Here is a 20,299-nt window from a genome sequence, read left to right on the forward strand (position 1 = left end):
GTGGACATTTACCGCAGAAATAGTCCACTGATCTTCGGCAGGTGCTTGCGGACCTCGGCGTCGTCATCGTCGTCCCAGTCGTCGTCGACCTGCGGTGCGACCTGCCCGGTACGGGCGCGCAGGAGCATCGGGTAGTCGTCGGTCTCGCCGTACAACTCCTCGGCCAGGTCCTCGACCTCGCGCGGGGCGAGCTCGTGGGCGGCCAGGTCGCCCGCGGCCACCGCGCGCAGCACCGGGTCGTCGGCGAGCGCGTCCGGGTCGGCGACCGCGCGCTCGTAGACGTCGCGCCCGCGGGCGATCAACCCGTCCACGAACGCGTCGGCGTAGCGGGCCACCACGCGGCCGGTCGCCCACATGGCCGACGAGTTGGCCCGGGCCTGCAGGCGGGTGCGGTGCGCGTCGAAGTCCAGCAGTTCGCCCTTGTCGAGCGTGGCCAGCCGCATGCGCAGGGCGGCGGTGAACCGCTCGGCGAACCCCGGCGTGACGCGCTCCCCGGCGGCGGAACGGGCACCGTCGATGATCGACCAGAAAGTATCGCTGTCCACGGCAACGCAGTCTTTCATCCCGGCGCACGCTCCGGCCAATATCCGGGCCGGAACCGGGGTGCCCGTGGTGGCACGTTTCCGGGATTCGCCGGTCCCGCGGCGACCGTAACGTTCTTCATGCAAGGCCACACCACACCGAACTTCTTACCGAAGGAGCGCACCATGAGCGACATCGACAGCTACGACGGCGGCGACACCGGTCACGACGTGGACTACGGCCAGTACTCGGCCGGCCAGGAGCACGACGCCCTCGACCAGCTGCACCAGGCCCAAGGCTCGGAGCACGACGCCCAGTCGCAGTTCGGCATCTACGAGAACGACCACCACGCGCAGGAGTCGACCGACTACTCGACCGGCAACCACGTCGAGTACGACCAGCCGGCCGCGGTGCACTACTCGGCCGACAACTACACCAACTACAGCCACGACGCGTCCGAGGACGACCACGTCTTCGCCGCCGAGGGCTCCGAGTCCTCGCACTCGGCCCAGTTCTCCGAGCTCGACGCCCTGCAGCAGCGCTTCGACGCCGCGTTCGCCGAGGGCACCGAGTACCACGCCGACGGTGGCGCCGGCGAGATCGCGGCCAAGTAAGCAGACCCCCTCTCATGGTGTGGCTTCGGCCGGGCCGGCGGTTCAGCCCCGCCGGCCCGGCGCCCACCCACGCAACTCAGCTCGATCGCGACGCACTCGGTTGTTCGACTTCGTCCGGGTGTCCGGGACTGTCCGGACATTCCCGGCCGCCCGCGCGAAGTCGGCCATCCGGGTGCGTTTTCGTGTGCGGTCAGGATTCCCGCAGTGTCGGGGCGGCGACGCTTCCTTGATCGTCGCTGTCGGGCATGGTCACAATCGCGACCATGGGAGTTGGCGAGTACGTCGGCATGTGGCGGGCGCGGCGGCGGCATCAGCGGATGCAGGACCAGCGCCGCAAGCGCCGCAACGACCGGGACTGCGGGCCGGACTGCGACTGCGACTTCTGCGACTGCAACCCGTTCATGCTCGGCTCGCTGCTGTCGCTCATGGCCATCTCGGCGCCCTCGCGCGCGCCGCGGCGGGACGCGACCAGGCCGGGGCGCGCGGGCATGGTGGCGATCCGCGGGTACCAGCGATTCCTGAGCCCGCACCTGCCGTTCCACTGCCGCCAGACCCCGTCCTGCAGCAACTACGGCCTGCAGGCGGTCCAGCGCTACGGCCTGGTCGAGGGCTCCCGGCTGACCGCGGCGCGGATCAAGCGGTGCAACCCGTCGACCCCGCGCGGCACCGTCGACCCGGTGCCGTAGGCCGATTCACGACGCGCGGACGCAGCGCAGGCCGGAGTACGTCATCACGGCCGGCAGCACGACCGTGATGACCGAGGCGGCCAGCGACAGGCCGGACGCCTCGCCGCTCGGGTGCCCGCCCCACGTCGGGCTGAACGCGGACAGCAGCATGCCGCCGGCGACGAAGAAGGCGACGACGCTGATCGCGCCGATGCCGGTGGCGCGCACGAACCGGCGGCCGACCTCGACGTAGCGGCTGCCGATCCCGCACGCGACGGCGGCCAGCAGCGCCCCGGCGACCACCACGTACGTCGCGTAGTCCACGGCGTTGGCCAGGACCATGTAGGCCGGGCCGGGCTCCCAGTTCCAGCCGGTGGCCGCCCGCCGCCACGCGACCTCGGAGACGAGCGCCTGCGTGGCCACCGCGGCGCCGACGAGCAGCGCGGTCCGGCGGCCCTGGGCCAGCGCCAGCTCCCGCTGGTACTCGGGCGCGAGCGCGCCGACCGGGCCGAACTCCTCGACCGCCGCGCGCTCGGCCGCGGCCCGCTCCAGGCCCTCGCCCTCGTACCGCTCGGCGGCGTCGATCAGCCCGTCGCGGGCCTCGGTGAGCAGGTCCGCCTTGGCCGCGCGGGGGCCGCGCAGGGAGCCGCGCAGCGCGGCGACGTAGGTGTCGATGGGGCCGGCAGTAACCACGCCCTCAGCATGCCCAAGGCCGGTCCGCGAGGCAGTCCGGGTTCTCCCTGAGCTTTCCCCGGGTTCGGCGGCCGGGCCTGGCTTTCGCACCGGAAGCCGGGCCACCCTACCTGTAGCCGTTCTACATGTAGGGAGACTCGACGTGCGCAAGTGGCTGCTGGGGGGCCTGGCGGTGCTCCTCGTCCTGTGCGGAGGCGGCGTCGCCGCGCTCGTCTACTTCTTCGTCCGCCCGCCCCTGGACGTCCGTGCGGACTTCACCCGGCCGCTGCGGGTGCCGCCGCCGGCCGCCTCGACCGTCGACGCGCAGGGCCGCCGCGTGTTCGAGCTGCGGGCCCAACCGGGCGACAGCGACTTCGGGCACGGTGCGACCCGCACATGGGGGTACAACGGCAGCTTCTTGGGTCCGACCCTGCGGGCGAAGCGCGGGGAGCAGGTCGTGGTCAACGTCCGCAACGCGCTGGCCGAGCCCACCACGGTGCACTGGCACGGCATGCACCTGCCGGCCGCGATGGACGGCGGGCCGCACCGCCCGATCCCGACCGGCGGCTCGTTCCAGGCCGCGTGGACGGTCGACCAGCCCGCGGCGACGCTCTGGTACCACCCGCACCCGGACGAGCGCACCGAGGCCCAGGTGTACCGCGGCCTGGCCGGGCTGTTCATCGTCGACGACGACGAGCCGGCCCAGCGGGCGCTCCCGCACGACTACGGCGTCGACGACATCCCGGTTCTGGTGCAGGACAAGGACTTCGACGGCGGCGGCCAGCTGAGCATGGGCGGCCGCTTCGGCAGCGACATCGGCGTGCTCGGCGACGAGATCCTGGTCAACGGCACCCCCGGCCCGTACCTCGACGTGGCCTCCCAGCTGGTGCGGCTCCGTCTGGTCAACGCCTCGACGGCCCGCATCTACAACTTCGCGCTGGGCGACGGCCGCCCGTTCGCGCTCGTCGGCACCGACGGCGGCCTGCTCGACCGGCCCGCCATGCTCGACCACGTGCGGCTCTCGGTCGGCGAGCGGGCCGAGATCGTGGTCGCGCTCAGCCCGGGGGAGCGGGTGACGCTGCGCAGCGTGCGCGCGCTCGGAGGCGACCTGGAGAGCCGCTTCAACGGCGGTCAGGACGCCTTCGACATCCTGCAGCTGCGCGCGGCCGCGACGCTGCGCCCGGCCGCGCTGCCCGCGACGCTCGTCGCGACGCCGCGCCTCGATCCGGCCAAGGCCGCGCAGACGCGAAACTTCCAGTTCTCCGGCCGCGAGATCAACGACCGGAAGATGGACATGACCCGCCCGGACGCGGTCGTCGTGAAGGACACGACCGAGGTGTGGAACGTGTCCAACGGGCACGGCACCCCGCACAGCTTCCACATCCACGACGTGCAGTTCCAGGTGCTGCGGGTGAACGGCGCGGCGCCCCCGCCGGAGCTGTCGGGCTGGAAGGACACGCTGTTCCTGGAGCCGCGCCAGCAGTACTCGGTGATCGCCCGGTTCGCCGACTACGCGGACCCGACCACGGCGTACATGTTCCACTGCCACGTTCTCAAGCACGAGGACGAGGGGATGATGGGCCAGTTCGTGGTCGTGGAGCCGGGGCAGCAGCCGCGGCTGCGGCACTGAGAGGGTGCCGGGCCCCCCGTGGCGGCGCGGGGCCCGGCACGTCTCGCGCGCGTTCCGTCGTCCCCGTATGTGTCGTCGATGTGGCGCCAACACCCCAACGAGAACCGCTTGTGACCGGCATGACACATCGATCAACGCCCCCGTGTCAAGAGATCGTCATACGGGGGTGTCGGGGATCACCGGGGCGCCCCGAGGCTTGCGCGGAGCGCGACCGGAAGATCTCCCTGGGTGCCCGTCCACGCCGTGTACCCGTCCGGGCGCACGAGCACGCACCGCTCGTGCCGGGCGTGCACGAGGCGGTCGGCGTACCCCGCCGGGGCCTGCGGCGCGAGCAGCACGTGCCTGCCGGCCCGCAGCAGCTCGTAGAGCCGCCCGCCGCCGAGGTCGAGATCCTCCTGGCGGGCCGCGTGCGCATAGTCGATGCCCAGGCCGGACACGGTGCCGGTGAGCTTCCGTCGTACCGCCGGCACGTGCAACGCCAGCCCCGCCAGCGCGTCGCGGCCGGTGCGGGCGGCCCGGGAATGCAGCAGCGCGAGCCGGATGAGCCCGCCGCTGGTGCGCAGCACGAGCTTGCCGACCGCGTGCCGCTCGGTGTGGTAGGAGTCGAGCAGCCCGTCCGGCGCCCAGCCCGCCCCGGCCGCGGCGAGCTTCCAGCTCAGGTTGGCCGCGTCCTGCAGGCCGGTGTTCATGCCCTGCCCGCCCGCCGGCGAGTGCACGTGGGCGGCGTCGCCGGCGAGGAAGACGCGGCCGGTGCGGTACTGCTCCACCTGCCGCTCGTCGCTGTGGAAGCGCGACAGCCAGCGGCACTCGCCCAGCCCGAAATCGGTGCCGAAGGCCGCCCGCACCGTGCCGCGGACCTCCTCCACGTCGAGCGGGGCGTCGTCGGCCACCTGGTGGTCGCGGTTCCAGGCGAAGATCCGGTGCCACCCGTCGCCGAACGGGGCCACGAACGCGAACGCCGAGCCGACCGCGCTGACCGTGATGGCGTCGGCCGGCGGCTCGGCCAGCCGCACGTCGGCCAGCATCAGCGAGCGGACCACGGCGCGGCCCGGGAAGTCGAGCCCGAGGGCCTGGCGCACGCCGCTGCGGGCGCCGTCGGCCCCGACGAGGTAGTCGGCCTCGTGCGTGTCCCGGTCGGTGTGCACCGCGACGCCGCCCGCGTCCTGGGTCAGGCCGGTGACGGTGGTGCCGCGCACGATCCGCGCCCCGGCCTTGAGCGCGCGCTCCTCCAGGACGTGCTCGACGTTGTACTGCGGGGTGATCAGCACGTAGTTGAACCGCGAGCGCAGCGCGCCCAGGTCGACCGCGACGTCGCCGAACAGCCGCAGCCGGGCCACCTTGGTGCCGGTGGCGATGACGTCCTCGGCGATGCCCCGGGCGTCGAACTGCTCCAGCGTGCGCGCGTGCACGGCGAACGCGCGGGTCAGGTTGGACTCCCCGCCCCGGCGCTCCAGGACGGTGACGTCCGCGCCGGCGGCGGCCAGGTCCCCGGCGAGCAGCAGGCCGGTGGGGCCGGCCCCGGCGATGACGGTCTTCATGGCTCCTCCTCGGGTGGCACGTTTGCCAACGAGTGTTGGCAAACAATTGTTGGCATACGGGCGAGCCGATGTCAACGCGTGGTGAAATCATGATCGGCTTGACCTGAACAGGGGTTGAGGTGCGAGGTTGGGGGCCGTGGAGAACAGACGCACGCTCACCGCCGGCCTCGTGACGCTGGTCACGCTGGTCGCCTTCGAGGCCGTCGCGGTCACCGCCGCGATGCCCTCGGTCGCCAAGGCCCTCGACGGCCTGTCGCTGTACGGGTTCGCCTTCGGCGGTGCCCTGGCCACCAGCGTCGTCGGGATGGTCCTGGCCGGCTCGTGGTGCGACCGCGCGGGCCCGGCCCGGCCGGCGGCGGTGGGCGTCGCGCTGTTCAGTGCCGGGCTGCTCGTGGCCGGGCTGGCGCCGCAGATGTGGGTGCTGGTGCTCGGGCGGCTGGTGCAGGGCTTCGGTGGCGGGATCGTGAACGTGGCGCTGTTCGTCGTCGTGGGGCGCGCCTACCCGGCCGCGGAGCATCCACGCGTCTTCTCGTACATGTCGGCCGCGTGGGTGTTGCCGGCGATCGTGGGGCCGGCGGTGGCGGGGCTGATCGTGTCGTACCTGGGATGGCGCTGGGTCTTTCTGCTCGTGGCTCTTGCCGCCGCGCCGGTGCTGGCGCTGATCTGGCCGCGGATCAGTCGCGTTCGTCCGGATAATTCGGACATTTTGCCGCGAACGCGGTTTTGGTGGTCGCTCGGTGCCGCCCTCGGCGCCCTCGTGCTCTACGTCGGCGGCCAGCAGAGCCTCATCCTGCTCGGTGTGGGGGTCGTGATCGTCGCGGTGTGCGGGATCAGGCTGCTGCCGCAAGGCACCCTGGCCGCCGCCCGCGGCCTGCCCAGCGTCGTGCTCCTGCGCGGCCTCGCCGGGGCCGCGTTCATGCAGGCCGACGTGTTCATCCCGCTCATGCTCACCCGCGAGCGCGGCCTGAGCCCCACCCTGGCCGGGCTCAGCCTCACCGTCGGCGCGCTGTTCTGGTCGGGCGGCTCGTGGCTGCAGGCGCGGCCGGGGCTGCGGCTGTCGGAGACGGCGCGGCTGCGGCTGGGTGCGGCGGGGATCGCGGCCGGCGTGGCGTCCGTGATGACGCTCGCCATTTCGTCGGTACCGGTAGTGCTCGCCGTGGCCGGCTGGTGCTTCGCCGGCTTCGGCATGGGGCTGGTGTCCCCGGTCTCGGCGGCGCTGGTGCTGCGCCTGTCCCGCCCGGGCGAGCAGGGCGCGAACAGCTCCGCCCTGTCCGTCTCCGACGCGCTGCTGACCACCGTCGCCCTGGCCGCGGGCGGCTCGCTGTTCGCGGCGATGATCGGCACCGGCCCGGCCGCCTACCTGGCCGCGTTCGGGGTGGCACTGGTCCCGGCCGTGGCCGGGATCCTCGTGGCCGGTCGTACTTTCGGCGGATCTGACGGTACGAGCGCGCCCGTAGCATTGGCCGGTGAGCGTGCGGGTGCTGGTCGCGGATGATCAGGAGATCGTCCGGACCGGGCTGACGATGATCCTCAACGCCCAGCCGGACATCGAGGTGGTGGCCGAGGCCGCCGACGGGCGCCGCGCCGTCGAGCTGGCCCGGCAGCTGCGCCCGGACGTCTGCCTCCTCGACGTGCGGATGCCCACCATGGATGGGCTCGAGGCGACCCGGCAGCTGGCCGGTCCGGCGGTCGCGGACCCGATCGCCGTCGTCGTCATCACCACGTTCGACCTGGACGAGTACGTCTACGCCGCCCTGCGCGCCGGCGCCCGCGGCTTCCTGCTCAAGGACGCGGGGCCGGCGCTGCTGGCCCAGGCCGTGCACGCGGCCGCGAACGGCGACGCCCTCATCGCGCCCAGCGTCACCACCCGGTTGCTGCGGGCCTTCGCCGACACCGGCCCGACCGCGCCGCCCCGCCAGCCGATCGAGCCGCTCACCGAGCGGGAGGAGCAGGTGCTGGCCCGGGTGGCGCGGGGCCGCACCAACAACGAGATCGCCGACGAGCTGCACATCACGCTGAGCACCGTGAAGTCGCACGTGACCGCGCTCATGCTCAAGCTCGGCCTGCGCAACCGGGTGGAGATCGCGATGTGGGCCTACGAGACGAACCGGGTACGACCCGGATCCTGAACTTTCGGCCGGTTTCCCGGTCGGTCCACGGACCGATGTCACGGCCCGCGCGGCGGCCCACCATCTACAGCCATGAAGACCCGTGACTGGCCGATCATCACCGGACTGTGGTTGCTCGCCCTCGTGCCCTCGATCGCGGGCAGCGTCCGCGTCGCCCAGCTCACCGGCGGCGTGGAGCGCACCGCGGCCAACGCCCGCTTCGTCGACATGCCGGCCCCGGTCCTCGTGCACATCGTCGGCGCCGTCCTCTACGCCTTCCTGGGCGCGCTGCAGTTCGCCCCGAACTTCCGCCGCACCCACCGCCGCTGGCACCGCGTCACCGGCCGGGTGCTCGTCGGCTGCGGCCTCGCGGTGGCCCTCTCCGGCCTGTGGATGACCACCTTCTACGACCTGCCGGGCACCGACAACGCTGCGACCAACGCGGCCCGCTACGTCGTCGGCACGTTCATGCTCGCCGCGATCATCCTGGGCTTGCGGGCCATCCGCCGCCGCGACTTCCACGCGCACCGGGCGTGGATGATGCGCGCGTACGCGGTCGCCATGGCCGCCGGGACGCAGGTCTTCACCAGCCTGCCGCTGATCCCGCTGGACGTGCACGACCCGGACTACGCGGCCTGGCGCAGCGTCGCGCTGATCGGGGCCTGGGTGCTCAACCTGGCCGTGGCCGAGGCGATCATTCGCCGGTCAGCCCCGCGTCGCGGGCGAGCACGATCGCTTGAGCCCGATCCGCGACCTGCAGTTTCGTGAAGATGTTCGAGACGTGGTTGCGGACGGTCTTCTGGCTCACCCCGAGCCGCTCGGCGATCTGCGGGTTGGTCAGATGACGCGCGATGTGCCCGAGGATCTGCCGCTCGCGCTGGGTCAGCTCCGGGAACGGGTCCGGCGCGGTGCGGTCCAGGCCCGCGAAGAACCCCATCATCCGGGTCGCGATCGCCGGCCCGAAGATCGCCTCGCCGTCCGCGACGACCCGGATCGAGCGGATGATCTCCATGCGGCGGGCGCCCTTGAGGACGTAGCCGCGCGCACCCGCCCGTACCGCCGCGAACACCGAATCGTCGTCGTCGGCCATGCTGAGCACCAGCACGCGCACGTGCGGCATGGCCGCGGCGATCCGTTCGGTCGCGGCGATCCCGCCCATCCCCGGCATCACCAGGTCGAGCAGCACCACGTCGGGCTGGAGCCGGGGCAGCGCCGCGAGGGCCTCCTCGCCGCTGGCCGCCTCCCCGCAGACCTCGACCTCGTCGCTGGTGGCCAGCAGCGCCCGCAGCCCGGCCCGGAACTGCTCGTGGTCGTCGACGACCAGCACCCTCACCGCGGCAGCCATGCCCGCACCCGCGTCCCCTCGTCCGTGGACTCGACGACCAGTTCGCCGCCGAGCTCCGCCGCCCGCTCCCGCATCGAGTCCATGCCGACCCCGCCCTCCCGCGCCGTCGCCGTCCCGCGCCCGTCGTCGGCCACCAGCACCCGGAGCCGTTCGTTTTCCAGAACCAGCCCCAGGTGTACCGTCCGTGCCCCCGCGTGCCGCCGCGCGTTCGCGAGGGCCTCGACCGCGATCCGGTACGCCGCGACCTCGGTGGCCGCCGGCAGCCCGTCGATGGCCGCGGGCACGTCGAGGCTGACCCGCGACCCGCCGGCCGGCTGCGTGGCCAGGTGCGCCCGCAGCGCCCCGACCAGCCCGAGCGTGTCGAGCGCGGGTGGCCGCAGCCCGTCCACGAGCCGCCGCACGTCGGCCACCGCGGTCTGCGCGTCCCGCACGATCTCCTCGAGCAGTTGCCCCGCCGCGCCCGGCCCGACCTCCTGCGCCGCCTCCGCGCGCATGGTGAGCCCGGCGAGCGTCGGTCCGAGCCCGTCGTGCAGGTCCCGGCGCAGCCGCCGGCGCTCCTCCTCCCGCGCGATGACGAGCTGCTCCCGGGAGCGCTGCAGGGCCGCGGAGAACCGCACCGCCTGCACCGCCACCCCGATGTGCCGCGCCAGGTCGCCCAGCAGCCGCAGGTCCCGCGCCCCGAGCGCCGCCTCGCCGGCCCGCGCCCCGAGCCGCAGCGCCCCGACCGGCTCCCCGCCCGCGACGAGCGGCAGCACCACGGGCTCGCCGGGCCGCGTTCCGAGCTCGAAAAGCGGCCCGTCGGACACCTCGATCCCGACGTACGTGAGCCGCAGCGCCTCGCGCACCGTCGCCGTGCTCGCGGCCAGGATCGCCCCCGGGTCCGGCACCGCCGCCAGCCGCTCCCCGAGCCGCGCGAGCACGGTGTACGGGTCGTCGCGTTCGCCGTACACGAGAAGATTGACCCGGCGCTGCACGACCTGCCGCAGCCCCCCGAACACCAGCGCGCCCGCCACGGCCGCGAGCACCGACGACGCCCCGAGCACCCCGACGACGAGGAGGTAGGCGAGCGCCACTAGCCCGGACAGCACCGCGAAGGCGGCGGTGCGGCTGATGAGCACATCGATGTCGAAGAGCCGATGCCGCAGCACCGCGACCCCGATCCCGGCCGGCACCAGCGCGATGGCGAGCCCGCCGGCCACGTCCCACGGCGCATCGGCATCGGGCCAGAGCTCGTTCGGCTGCGCATCCGCGAGCCCGACCGCGAGCCGCGCCAGGATCACGAGCGCCACGATCCCGCAGCTGTACCCCAGCCACCGCGCCTGCGCCCGCACGGTGCTCGACTCCGCCCGCGCCTTGCTCGCGACGACCGCCGCCCCGATGACGAACACCAGCGCGGCGGCAACGGTGAACGCCACCTCGGCCACGGGCGCGACGCCGCGCACGGCCTCGATCCCGAGCGGATTGGCGGGCGCCTGCGGCCGCACCTGATCGTTGACCCCCGGCCGCAGCGCACTGGTGACGGCCGCGGCCCCGGCCAGCCCGCCCAGGACGCCGACGGCCCAGCGCGGCGGCCGCTGATCGGGAAAGTACGCGGGCACGAGCGCGATCCCCAGGTTCGCCGGCACCCAGAGCCAGGTCTGCGGCCAGGCCAGCGCCGCGCTGCCGGTGGCCACCGCCGCCTGCCCGAAGGTTTCGAGCAACGCGAACGACAGCCCCCCGCCGAGCAGCAACGGCCCGACCAGGTTCCCTTTCCGGCCGCGGCTGATGAGCCCGCCGACCACGACGCAGGCGGCCACGGCGGGCAGGTAGGCGACCTCGCCGACGGGCGCGCCGTTGCGCACCGCGAGCACCCCGGCCACCACGACCAGCAGGACGCCGACAGTCATCGCCCGAACCTAGTTGACCGGCGCGTTCGTACGCCCCGATGTCAGGAACCCGATCCCGGCCACGACCGTCCAGAGCGCCCCCGGAAACAGCGCCCCGTACTGCGCGGGATAGACCTGCGTGGCCACGACGAGCAGGGCGGCGATCGCACTGACCACGGCGAGCCACTTGCCGGCCGACCCGTGCTTGAACCCGCCGACGGCCACGGCCACGGCCGCGATCCCGGCGCCCGCCCACAGCCACGGCAGCGTGTTGTACACCTCGACGAGCCCGGCAATGGTGTCCGGGTCCCATTTGCCGGCCTCGCCGAGGGCCCAGTAGAGCTCGGTACACATCCCACCCCCGACCAGCAGCAGCACGGCCACGAGCCCGACCCCCGCCCCCGCCACCGGCGGCACGAGACTCCCGGCCGGCTCCTGCCGCGCGAGATGCCGCTTGAGCCCGGCCGCGAACACCACGAGCAGCGATGCGGCCACGAAACAGGCGACCTGCGTGAGCCAGACATACCCCCGCTGCTCAGCGACGGCATCGACGACGAGCGCGTTGTCCTTGATCCCGTCCCCGACGTCGCCGGAGAAGCCGCTGCCGACGAAGAGCCCGACAAACCCGACCAGCCCACCCAGGACGCCCGCGAGCGCCCACAACCGTTCGTTCTTCATGCCGGCGATGCTGCCGCCGGCCCGACCCGCCCCGGACCTCCGTCAGGTCCCGGCCGCCTGGGAACTTTGTCCCGGCCGCTCGGGGGCGCGGCCGAGGATCCACTGCGTGAGGCCGTCCGCGTGGGTCTGGTCCTGCAGCAGCGCCACGCCGGCCAGGGTGTCGGCCAGTTCCGCTTCCAGGTCGGCGGCCGCCCGGTCGTCCGGCAGGCGCGCGAAGAGCGCCATCTCGCCCGCGCCGAAGGCCTCGAAGTCGTCCGCGACCGCGCCGAGTTCGAGGTCCGGCGCCGGGGTGTCGGCCGCGGCGGCCAGGGTGGACAACAGGTCAGCGCCTGCGGAAGCCGGCGGCACGCCCCACTCGCGCAGCCAGTGCCCGGTTACCGGATCCACGTCGTCTCGCTCGTGCGGACGGCGGACAGGCGAGCGGCCACCTCGTCGTGCCAGGCGCCGTCCACCGGGTCGCCGGCGACGAGCAGCAGGCGGCCGGGCGGCACGGTCACGGGCGGCCGGGACGGGAGCGGGATCAGCGGGGCCCGCACCGGGCGGTCCGGACGGCGCAGGGGACAGGGGCCGAGGGCGAACTCGGTGCCGATGGCGGTCAGGCCGACCACCGCGGCGTGCAGCAGACCGAAGCGGGACCGGCGGCGGTGGGCCGGGAGGTGGACGTCGGCGGTCAGGCGTTTGCGGGACCCGCCGATGCTCGCCACGGCCGTGACCGTCACGTCGGCGGCGAGCGTGGACCGCAGGCGCAGGATCACCGCGCGTCCGGCCGGGAAGCGGGGCCGCAACCAGGACGGGCCGTCGAAGGCGCGGTCCACGGCGTCGGCGGCCCAGCGGTCGGCGAGGCCCTCGGCCGGCTCCAGATCGAACCAGTACATGTCGAACCAGAACCTAGCCGCAGGCCTCGGCGCGGGTGAGCAGCATGGTGCGCTCGCGCTCGTTGCGGGTCATGGCGGCCGCCCGCTCGAACTCGGCGCGGGCCTCGGGCAGGCGGCCGAGGCGGAACAGGAAGTCGGCGCGGACCGAGGGCAGCAGGTGGTACCCCCGCAGCGCCGGGTCCTCCAGGAGCGGCTCCAGCACCGCCAGCCCCGCCGAAGGGCCGTCGGCCATCGAGACGGCGACCGCGCGGTTCAGTTCCACGATCGGCGACGGGGCCAGCGCCGCCAGGTCGGCGTAGCGGGCGGCGATCTCCGCCCAGTCGGTCTCGGCCGCCGTGTGGGCGCGGGCGTGGCACGCGGCGATCGCGGCCTGCAACGTGTACGTGCCGCCGCCGAGCGACTCGGCTCGGTCCAGGGCGGCCAGGCCGCGGGTGATGAGCAGGCGGTCCCAGCGGCGGCGGTCCTGGTCCAGCAGGGTGATGGGGGAGCCGTCGGGGGCGGTGCGCGCGGCCGCGCGGGAGGCCTGGATCTCCAGCAGGGCGACCAGGCCGTGGACCTCCGGCTCGGACGGCATGAGGCCGGCCAGGACGCGGCCCAGGCGCATGGCCTCCTCGCACAGGGCCGGGCGCATCCAGTCGTCGCCGGCCGTGGCGGAGTAGCCCTCGTTGAAGATCAGGTAGATGACCTCCAGGACGGAGCTGAGGCGCTCGGTGCGGGCCTCGCCGGTCGGCAGCTCGAACGGGACCTTGGCGTCCGCGAGGGCCTTCTTGGCGCGGCTGATGCGCTGGCCGACGGTCGGGTCCGGGACCAGGAAGGCGCGGGCGATCTCGTCCGTGGACAGGCCGCCCAGCATGCGCAGGGTCAGGGCCACGCGGGCCTCGGGCTTCAGGACCGGGTGGCAGGCGGTGAAGATGAGCCGGAGCAGGTCGTCCTCGATCGGCTCCTGCTCCAGGACGGCGTCGAGGGCCGGGTCGTCCAGGCGCTCGTCCAGGGCCAGGGCGGGCAGGTGCTTCTGCAGCACCTGCTGCCGCCGGATGGTGTCGATGGCGCGGCGCTTGGCCGTGGTCATCAGCCAGGCGCCGGGGTTGCGCGGGACGCCCTCGGCGGGCCACTGTTCCAGGGCCGCGACCAGGGCGTCCTGCGCGAGTTCCTCGGCCAGCCCGACGTCGCCGACGAGCCGGGCGACGCCCGCGATGACGCGCGCCGCCTCGATCCGCCAGACCGCTTCGACCGCGGTTTTCGCGTCGGTACCCCCAGAGCTCACCCGGCCAACATAACTAGCCCTCGTACTCGGACACCCGCCGGACCTCGATCTCGATGTCGTGGTCGAAGAGCTCGGCGAAGCGGCGCGCCCACTCGACGGCCTCCGCCTGGTCGCGGACCTGGACGATGCCGAAGCCGCCGATGACCTCCTTGGCCTCGGCGAACGGGCCGTCGACGATGGTGGTCTCGCCGCTCTTCTTGGTGATCGTGGCGGCCCCGGCCGAGCTGGGCAGCAGGCCCTCGGCGGCGAGCAGCACACCCGCCTTGGAGACCTCCTCCATGTACGCGCCGAACCGCTCGATGAACTGCGGGTCGGGCTGCCACAGCGCGGGGTTCGAGTCGTCCAGCTTGTGCATCATCATGTAGCGCATTTCGGGTTCCTCCTCGGTAGTGTTGCTCACCCTTTCACCAGCGCGTCGAAGAGCGCACGCCGTCTTCGACAGAACCCGGGGAGATTTTTCCGATGCGATTCCTGTTCGCGTTCGCCGGCGGCAACGGCCACCTCCAGCCCCTCCTCCCGCTCGCCCGGGCCGCGGCCGCGCGCGGGCACGCCGTCGCGTTCACCGGGAGACCCGGGGTCCTGCCCAAGGGGTTCGAGGGCTTCCCCGCGGGCGCGGACACGCCCAACGAGCGCCGCCCGCTGCTGCGCCTGGACCGCGACCGCGAGGAGCGCGAGTTCCGCGACGGCTTCGGCGGCTGGATCGCCCGGGAGCGGGCGGCCACCACGCGCGCGGTCGCGCAGCAGTGGCGGCCGGACGTCATCGTGTGCGACGAGGGGGACTTCGGCAGCATGATCGCCGCCGAGGCGCTGGGCATCCCGCACGCGTCGGTGGTGGTGCTCGCGGCCGGCACGTTCGGCCGGCCCGACGGTCTCGCGGAGCTGCTGGACGAGACCCGGGCCGGCTACGACCTGCCCGCCGACCCCGCGCTGGCCATGCTGGACCGCGACCTGGTGATCTCCCCGGTGCCGCCCGCGTTCCGTCCCGCCGCGTGCACCATGCAGCCGATGCCGCCGGTACCGCCGAATCCCACCGATCCGCCCACGGTCTATCTCACCCTGGGCACGATCTTCAACACGGAGTCCGGGGACCTCTTCACCCGGCTGCTGGCCGGCTTCCGCACGCTGCCGGTCCAGCTGATCGTGACCGTCGGCGCCGCGATCGACCCCGCCGAGCTGGGGGCGCAGCCGGACAACGTGCGCGTCGAGCGGTACGTCCCGCAGGCCGACCTCCTGCCCCGCTGCTCCGCCGTCGTCTCCCACGCCGGCTCGGGCACCGTCATCGGCGCCCTCGCCCACGGCCTGCCGATGGTGCTCGTCCCGATGGGCGCCGACCAGCCGGCCAACGCCGACCGCGCGGCCGAGCTGGGCCTGGCCGTGGTCCTGGACGCCGTGGACGCGACCCCGGCCGACGCGGCGGACGCACTACGAACTGTGCTGACCGAGCCGTCCTTCGCCGCGGCCGCCGCGACCATGCGCAAGGAGGTCGAGGCGATGCCGACGCCGGACGACACGCTGACGCTGCTCGAAGCGCTTTAGACCCAGCGGCGCAGCTCGTCCGCGCCGTCGGCGATCTCCCGGCGGACCAGCGGGTCGAGGTCGGTGCGGGCCAGCATCGCCTCGGCCGGCGCCAGGGCGCGCGGGGACAGCACCGGGAACGCGAGCCGCGCCACCCGCAGCGCGGCCAGCAGGTACCGGCCGGACAGCATCGCCGGCAGGTCCGCGAAGTAGCGCTCGGCGTACGCGTCGGTGAGCGCGCCCTGCCCCGGCTGCCAGAACGCCTCGGCGTTGGTGACCGCCACCCGCGGGTTCGGATCGTGCACGAGGGCGTGCCAGGCGGCCGCCTTGGCCTGCGGGTCGGGGCGCGCGGCCCGGCACGCGACCGCGCGTTCGGCGCCCTTCGCGCTCGGGTCCCGCGCCTCCTCGGCCGCGATCTCCTCCGGCGGCGCGGCGCCCAGCGCGGACAGCCGCAGCAGCAGCGCCCACCGCAGATCGGCGTCGTCGACGCCGCCTGCCGCACCGCCGCCGAGCCACGCGCGCAGCCGCGGCACGTCGGCGACCGTGGAGAGCACCCGCTCCGTCGCGAGCCGCCGCGGCGTGCCGGGCGCGGCCGCGGACAGCGCCGAGGTGCACACGTCGGCCAGCACCTCGTAGGGGATCAGGCCGCGCCGGGCCAGCGCGTCCCGGGCGAACGCCATCACCTCGTCGAAGACGCCCTCCTGGCGCTCGCCCGGCAGCGCCGCCACGAGCAGGGCCTGGAACTCCGGCGGGGCCAGCTCGCCGTCGCGCACCGCGTCGATGACCGCGGTCCAGATCACGGCCCGGGCCACCGGGTCGTCGAGGTCCGGCAGCACGGCCGGCAGCGCCGCGCGGCTGAACTGGTCGAACCGGATCTTCGCATAGGTTTCGTCCCCGGCGTTGAGCAGCAGCACGGTGCCCGCCGGGGCCGCCGCGACCCCGGGCACCGTGGTGGAAGAGCCTTCAAGCACAAAGGCCGTCCGTTGTACCGATCCGTCGGACGCGAACGCCGCCACCGTCAGCGCGTGCGGGCGCAGCGGCCGGCCCGACTGCTCGACGAGCAGCCCACCGGCCCCGCGCGACGCGACCGCGCGCAGCGTGTTGGCCCCGGTGCTGCGCAGCCACAGCTCGGCCCAGCCGGTCAGGTCCTGCCCGGCCGCGCCGCCGATGACGGCGAGGAAGTCGGCGAGGGAGGCGTTGGCGAAGCGGTAGCGCTCGAAGTACCGCCGCAGCCCGGCGAGGAACACGTCGTCGCCCAGGTGCACGGCGAGCTGGCGCAGGGCGGCGGCGCCCTTGGCGTACGAGATGCCGTCGAAGTTCTGGAAGGCGACCGCGGTGTCCGCCACCCCCTCGGGCGCCACGGGGTGCGTGGACGGCCGCTCGTCGGCGAGGTACCCCCACCGCTCCCGCCAGATCGCGAAGTCCGCCGCGGCCGTCGGGTGCCGCCCGGTCTCGGCCGCGACCCGCCAGCCCATCAGCTCGGCGAACGACTCGTTCAGCCACACGTCGTCCCACCAGCGCAGCGTGACGAGGTTGCCGAACCACATGTGGGCCATCTCGTGGGCCATCACCACGGCGCGGCGGTGCCGGTCGCTGTCGGTCGCGCCCGCCCGGAACAGGAACTCCTCGCGGTAGTTGACCAGCGCCGGGTTCTCCACCGCGCCGCCGGAGAACTCGGGGACGAACGCCTGGTCGTACTTCGCGAACGGGTACCGCACCCCGAACAGCGCGTGGTAGCGGTCGAAGGCCGCCGCGGTCGCTCCGAACAGCTCCTCGGCGTCGGCGTCCAGCGCGGGCGCGAGGCTGCGCCGGCACAGCAGCGCCAGCGGGATGCCGTCGTGCTCGCGCTCCAGCAGGTGCCAGGGCCCGGCGATGAAGCTGAACAGGTACGTCGACAGCGGCGGCGTCTGCGCGAACTCCCACCGCCCGGGCGCGGACGCGGCCAGCGGCGCGTTCGCCCGCACCGTCCACTGTGGAGGTACCTGGACCGTCAGCGTCATCGGCGCCTTGAGGTCGGGCTGGTCGAAGCAGACGAACATGCGCTGCGCGTCGTCCAGCGGCGCCTGCCCGTAGAGGTACGTCGCGCCGTCGGCGGGGTCGACGAAGCGCAGGATGCCCTCGCCGCTGGGCGCATACGGGGCGGTGAACTCGGCCTCGAGCCGGTTCTGCGCGGCCAGGTCGTCCAGCACGACGCGGCCGTCGACGACCGGCACGTCGGCGCCGTTGAGTTTCGCGTGTACCGCCGGTGCCCCCTTCACCTCCGCGAACGTCGACGCGCCCGGGGTGAGGCCGCGGAACTCCACGACGGTGCGCGACGTGAACGCGTCGTCGCGCAGGTCGAGGGAGATGGCGTAGGAGTCCACCGCGATGAGCCGCGCGCGCTCGATCGCCTCGCTGCGGGTCAGGCTCGACATGATCCAGACGCTACCCTTTCGCCCGGATGTCAACTCGGGCGGCTAGCTTTCGCGGGATGGACGGGTACTGCGAGCGCCTCGGCCCGGGCCTGTGGGCCGAGCCCCTCAACGCGGTGTCCAACGCCGCCTTCCTCATCGCCTGCGCGGTGCTGCTGGTGCGGACCCGGCAGCGGACCCTGCCGGTCATCCTCGGCGTCGTCGGGCTGTGCAGCCTGTCCTTCCACACCTTCGCCAACGGCTTCACCGCGGCCCTGGACACCCTGTCGATCCTGGTGTTCGTCCTGGTCGCCGTGGTGCTGCTGGCCCGCTGGGGGCTGCGCGTCCCGGCCAACCGCGCGTGGCTCGCGGCGCCCGCGTTCGTGGTGTTCGCGGCGTTCGTGGACGTGCTGCTCGGGTTGGCCGGCCGGCAGTACACCCTGGGCGGGTATCTTCCTGCTCTTCTGGGCCTGGCCGGTTTCGCCGTCGCGCTGCGCTCGCGCCCGCTCGGCCTGGCCGCCGCGGTCTTCGCGGTGTCGCTCACCCTGCGCACGCTCGACGAGCCGCTGTGCGGATCGATCCCGGCCGGCCTGCACTGGGCCTGGCACTGCCTCAACGCCGTGGTGCTCTACCTGGTCTCGGTGTCGGTGTCTCTGTATCAGTCAACAAACTTCGATGGGCGTTCGGCTCCCCGGCACCGGAGCGTCAGATCGGGTCATAAGTGTCGCGGTCATGACTGAAGGGCAAATCGGGCGCCGGGCGCTGCTGCAGGCCGCCGTCGCCGTTCCCGCGGCCGGGGCCGTCCTGGCCGCCACCGCCACGTCAGCCGAGGCCACCCCCGAGTCGCGCATCCCCGGGGGCGGCAGCGACGCCGGCGTCCCGCGGTTCGCGCTGGCGGTGCTGCCGGACACCCAGTACCTCTTCGACGAGGACAGCTCGCGCCCCGAGCCGCTGCGGGAGACCTTCGAGTACCTGCTGCGCGAGCGGGCCGACGCCAACATCGTGTTCATGGCCCACCTCGGCGACGTGACCGAGCACGGCAGCGAGCACGAGATCGGGCTGGCCTCCGACACGTTCAAGGCCCTGGACGGCCGGATGCCCTACAGCGTCCTGGCCGGCAACCACGACATCAACGGCGGCACCGACGACCAGCGCGGCGACTCCGCGTACCTGCGCGCGTTCGGGGCGTCGGCCAAGCGCTTCACGAGGATGCCGACGTTCGGCGGCGCCTCGCCGGACGGTTACAACTCCTTCCACACCGTCAAGGCGGCCGGGCGGCAGTGGCTGGTGCTGGCCCTGGACTGGCGGGTCTCGGACAAGGGCCTGGCCTGGGCCCAGACCGTGCTCGACCAGCACCGGACGCTGCCGGTCATCCTCACCACCCACGAGCTCGCCTGGTCCGAGGACAACGGCCAGGCCCACCTGTCCGACTACGGCCAGCGGCTGTGGGACTCGTTCATCAAGCGCAACGACCAGATCTTCCTGACCCTCAACGGGCACTTCTGGCCGCCGGGGCGCACCGTGCTGCGCAACGACGCGGGCCACGACGTCCACGTGCACATCACGAACTACCAGGACCGGTACTACGGCGGCGCCGGCATGATCCGCCTCTACCGCTTCGACCTGGCCCGCGGCGTCATCGACGTCGAGACGTTCTCGCCGTGGTTCCTGCGGCGCGACCCGCACGAGCGCAACCCGCTGGAGGCCGAGACGATCGAGCTGACCGGCCCGACCGACCGGTTCAGCCTGGACCTCGACTTCGCGGCCCGCTTCGCCGGGTTCGCCCCGGTGACGCCGCCCGGCCCGCGGCCGCCCGCCGCCGTGATCGGCCGGGACACCGCCGCGTACTGGCGCTTCGACGTCAACGGGCTGCCGGCGGTGGGTGGCGCGCTGCCCGACGGTACCGTCATCAAGGACCTGACCGGCAAGGGCAACGACCTGGTCGTGAAGCGCCTGCACGACAGCGCCGCCGGCGTGCTCACCTGGTCGGCCGAGCACCACGCGGGCGCACCGGCGCACGCCAGCCTCCGCTTCGACGGCGGCAAGTCCCCGGACCGCGGCGCCGTCCTGGAGGCGGTGGCCAAGGCCCCGATCAACGCCGGCCGCTTCGAGCGCGGCTACACCATCGAGGCGTTCGTGAAGTTCCCCGAGCCGTTCGACGGCGACCACGCGTGGATGGGCATCCTGTCGTGGGAGGGGCGCAACGGCGACGCCGGCAAGACCAGCGGCTGGTCGCCGGAGGAGCCGACCTGCAGCCTGAACCTGTCCCCGGAGCGCTTCCTGCAGTTCGTCGTGTACCCCACCGACCGCGACGCCGACCCGACGTCCTGGAGCCACGCGCTGCCGGTCGGGCGCTGGATGCACCTCGCGGTGGTCAACGACGCCAAGCGAACCGTCGTCTACGTCGACGGTTCGCCGATCGTGCGCAACCCGACCCAGCCGTCGAAGGGCATCACGACCTTGGGCAAACCGTTCGTGATCGGTGCCACCCAGTTCGCCGAGCAGTTCGGGCAGGGCTTCTACGGCTGGATCGGCGACGTGCGCATCACCGCCGCCGCCCTGCCGGTGCGCGACTTCCTGACCCGCTTCTAGGCCGATCCCAGGCCGCTTTTCGGCCG

20 protein-coding genes are annotated in these 20,299 nt (G+C 73.5%); 9 read left to right on the forward strand and 11 right to left on the reverse strand.

From position 1 onward, the window contains the following. Window positions 1-8: 8 nt before the first annotated feature. A complete protein-coding gene (locus ACQP00_RS05930; RefSeq protein ID WP_433215475.1) occupies window positions 9-545 on the reverse strand; it encodes a DUF4240 domain-containing protein in 537 nt (178 codons plus the stop codon). Between the two features lie 162 nt (window positions 546-707). On the opposite strand from ACQP00_RS05930, the gene ACQP00_RS05935 reads away from it, so the two are divergent. Together ACQP00_RS05935 and yidD are read left to right on the forward strand one after the other, a co-directional pair. Further along, window positions 708-1,136 carry a hypothetical protein gene (locus ACQP00_RS05935; protein ID WP_433215478.1) on the forward strand — a complete coding sequence of 143 codons (429 nt, stop codon included), beginning with the start codon at window positions 708-710 and terminating at the stop codon, window positions 1,134-1,136. Window positions 1,137-1,399: 263 nt separating this feature from the next. Beyond that, window positions 1,400-1,822, forward strand: coding sequence for a membrane protein insertion efficiency factor YidD (gene yidD, locus ACQP00_RS05940; RefSeq protein WP_433215481.1), 423 nt, complete (start codon window positions 1,400-1,402; stop codon window positions 1,820-1,822). Between the two features lie 6 nt (window positions 1,823-1,828). Here yidD and ACQP00_RS05945 read toward each other — a convergent pair whose 3' ends face one another. Then, window positions 1,829-2,494: a permease prefix domain 1-containing protein gene (locus ACQP00_RS05945; RefSeq protein WP_433215484.1), complete on the reverse strand. Its 666-nt coding sequence runs from the start codon at window positions 2,492-2,494 to the stop codon at window positions 1,829-1,831. A gap of 142 nt (window positions 2,495-2,636) precedes the next feature. Here ACQP00_RS05945 and ACQP00_RS05950 point away from each other — a divergent pair, with 142 nt between their 5' ends. Further along, the gene (locus tag ACQP00_RS05950; RefSeq protein WP_433215486.1) at window positions 2,637-4,103 is read left to right on the forward strand and encodes a multicopper oxidase family protein; all 1,467 of its coding nucleotides are present in this window, start codon (window positions 2,637-2,639) and stop codon (window positions 4,101-4,103) included. 176 nt (window positions 4,104-4,279) lie between these two features. On the opposite strand, the gene ACQP00_RS05955 is transcribed toward ACQP00_RS05950, so the two are convergent. After that, on the reverse strand, window positions 4,280-5,641 hold the full coding sequence (locus tag ACQP00_RS05955) for an FAD-dependent monooxygenase (protein WP_433215489.1): 1,362 nt from the start codon (window positions 5,639-5,641) through the stop codon (window positions 4,280-4,282). A 136-nt stretch (window positions 5,642-5,777) separates the two neighbouring features. Between ACQP00_RS05955 and ACQP00_RS05960 the strand changes: the two genes are divergently transcribed. The 3 genes from ACQP00_RS05960 (at window position 5,778) to ACQP00_RS05970 (ending at window position 8,517) form a co-directional block, all read left to right on the forward strand. Beyond that, complete coding sequence (locus tag ACQP00_RS05960; RefSeq protein WP_433215492.1) at window positions 5,778-7,136, forward strand: MFS transporter; 1,359 nt, start codon at window positions 5,778-5,780, stop codon at window positions 7,134-7,136. Next, window positions 7,108-7,770 carry a response regulator gene (locus tag ACQP00_RS05965; RefSeq protein ID WP_433215495.1) on the forward strand — a complete coding sequence of 221 codons (663 nt, stop codon included), beginning with the start codon at window positions 7,108-7,110 and terminating at the stop codon, window positions 7,768-7,770. The genes ACQP00_RS05960 and ACQP00_RS05965 overlap by 29 nt, the downstream gene beginning before the upstream one ends. 72 nt (window positions 7,771-7,842) lie before the next feature. Further along, window positions 7,843-8,517, forward strand: coding sequence for a DUF2306 domain-containing protein (locus tag ACQP00_RS05970; protein WP_433215498.1), 675 nt, complete (start codon window positions 7,843-7,845; stop codon window positions 8,515-8,517). On the opposite strand, the gene ACQP00_RS05975 is transcribed toward ACQP00_RS05970, so the two are convergent. From ACQP00_RS05975 to ACQP00_RS06005, 7 genes are read right to left on the reverse strand one after another with little or no spacing between them, the layout of a single operon-like run. Then, complete coding sequence (locus tag ACQP00_RS05975) at window positions 8,444-9,094, reverse strand: response regulator (RefSeq protein ID WP_433215501.1); 651 nt, start codon at window positions 9,092-9,094, stop codon at window positions 8,444-8,446. The genes ACQP00_RS05970 and ACQP00_RS05975 overlap by 74 nt on opposite strands. Next, the gene (locus ACQP00_RS05980) at window positions 9,079-10,980 is read right to left on the reverse strand and encodes a sensor histidine kinase (RefSeq protein ID WP_433215504.1); all 1,902 of its coding nucleotides are present in this window, start codon (window positions 10,978-10,980) and stop codon (window positions 9,079-9,081) included. Before ACQP00_RS05980 ends, ACQP00_RS05975 begins: the two co-directional genes overlap by 16 nt. 9 nt (window positions 10,981-10,989) lie before the next feature. Further along, window positions 10,990-11,637, reverse strand: coding sequence for a hypothetical protein (locus ACQP00_RS05985; protein WP_433215507.1), 648 nt, complete (start codon window positions 11,635-11,637; stop codon window positions 10,990-10,992). A 42-nt stretch (window positions 11,638-11,679) separates the two neighbouring features. Next, a complete protein-coding gene (locus tag ACQP00_RS05990) occupies window positions 11,680-12,024 on the reverse strand; it encodes a hypothetical protein (RefSeq protein WP_433215510.1) in 345 nt (114 codons plus the stop codon). Then, entirely contained in the window at window positions 12,012-12,512 is a 501-nt protein-coding gene (locus ACQP00_RS05995) for a hypothetical protein (protein ID WP_433215513.1), read from the reverse strand. Before ACQP00_RS05995 ends, ACQP00_RS05990 begins: the two co-directional genes overlap by 13 nt. A 13-nt stretch (window positions 12,513-12,525) precedes the next feature. Beyond that, window positions 12,526-13,776: an RNA polymerase sigma factor gene (locus ACQP00_RS06000; RefSeq protein ID WP_433215516.1), complete on the reverse strand. Its 1,251-nt coding sequence runs from the start codon at window positions 13,774-13,776 to the stop codon at window positions 12,526-12,528. 13 nt (window positions 13,777-13,789) lie between these two features. Next, window positions 13,790-14,176, reverse strand: coding sequence for a YciI family protein (locus ACQP00_RS06005; RefSeq protein WP_433215519.1), 387 nt, complete (start codon window positions 14,174-14,176; stop codon window positions 13,790-13,792). Window positions 14,177-14,238: 62 nt separating this feature from the next. On the opposite strand from ACQP00_RS06005, the gene ACQP00_RS06010 reads away from it, so the two are divergent. After that, on the forward strand, window positions 14,239-15,312 hold the full coding sequence (locus ACQP00_RS06010; protein WP_433215521.1) for a glycosyltransferase: 1,074 nt from the start codon (window positions 14,239-14,241) through the stop codon (window positions 15,310-15,312). Here the strand turns inward: ACQP00_RS06010 and pepN are convergent. Next, on the reverse strand, window positions 15,309-17,705 hold the full coding sequence (gene pepN / locus ACQP00_RS06015) for an aminopeptidase N (protein ID WP_433215524.1): 2,397 nt from the start codon (window positions 17,703-17,705) through the stop codon (window positions 15,309-15,311). The genes ACQP00_RS06010 and pepN overlap by 4 nt on opposite strands. 56 nt (window positions 17,706-17,761) lie before the next feature. Here pepN and ACQP00_RS06020 point away from each other — a divergent pair, with 56 nt between their 5' ends. Both ACQP00_RS06020 and ACQP00_RS06025 read left to right on the forward strand, forming a co-directional pair. Continuing rightward, complete coding sequence (locus ACQP00_RS06020) at window positions 17,762-18,421, forward strand: hypothetical protein (RefSeq protein ID WP_433215527.1); 660 nt, start codon at window positions 17,762-17,764, stop codon at window positions 18,419-18,421. Further along, complete coding sequence (locus ACQP00_RS06025) at window positions 18,414-20,273, forward strand: LamG-like jellyroll fold domain-containing protein (protein ID WP_433215530.1); 1,860 nt, start codon at window positions 18,414-18,416, stop codon at window positions 20,271-20,273. The genes ACQP00_RS06020 and ACQP00_RS06025 overlap by 8 nt, the downstream gene beginning before the upstream one ends. Window positions 20,274-20,299 lie beyond the last annotated feature (26 nt).

The organism is Dactylosporangium sp. CS-047395, from assembly GCF_050942185.1.
Taxonomy (GTDB): Bacteria; Actinomycetota; Actinomycetes; order Mycobacteriales; family Micromonosporaceae; genus Dactylosporangium.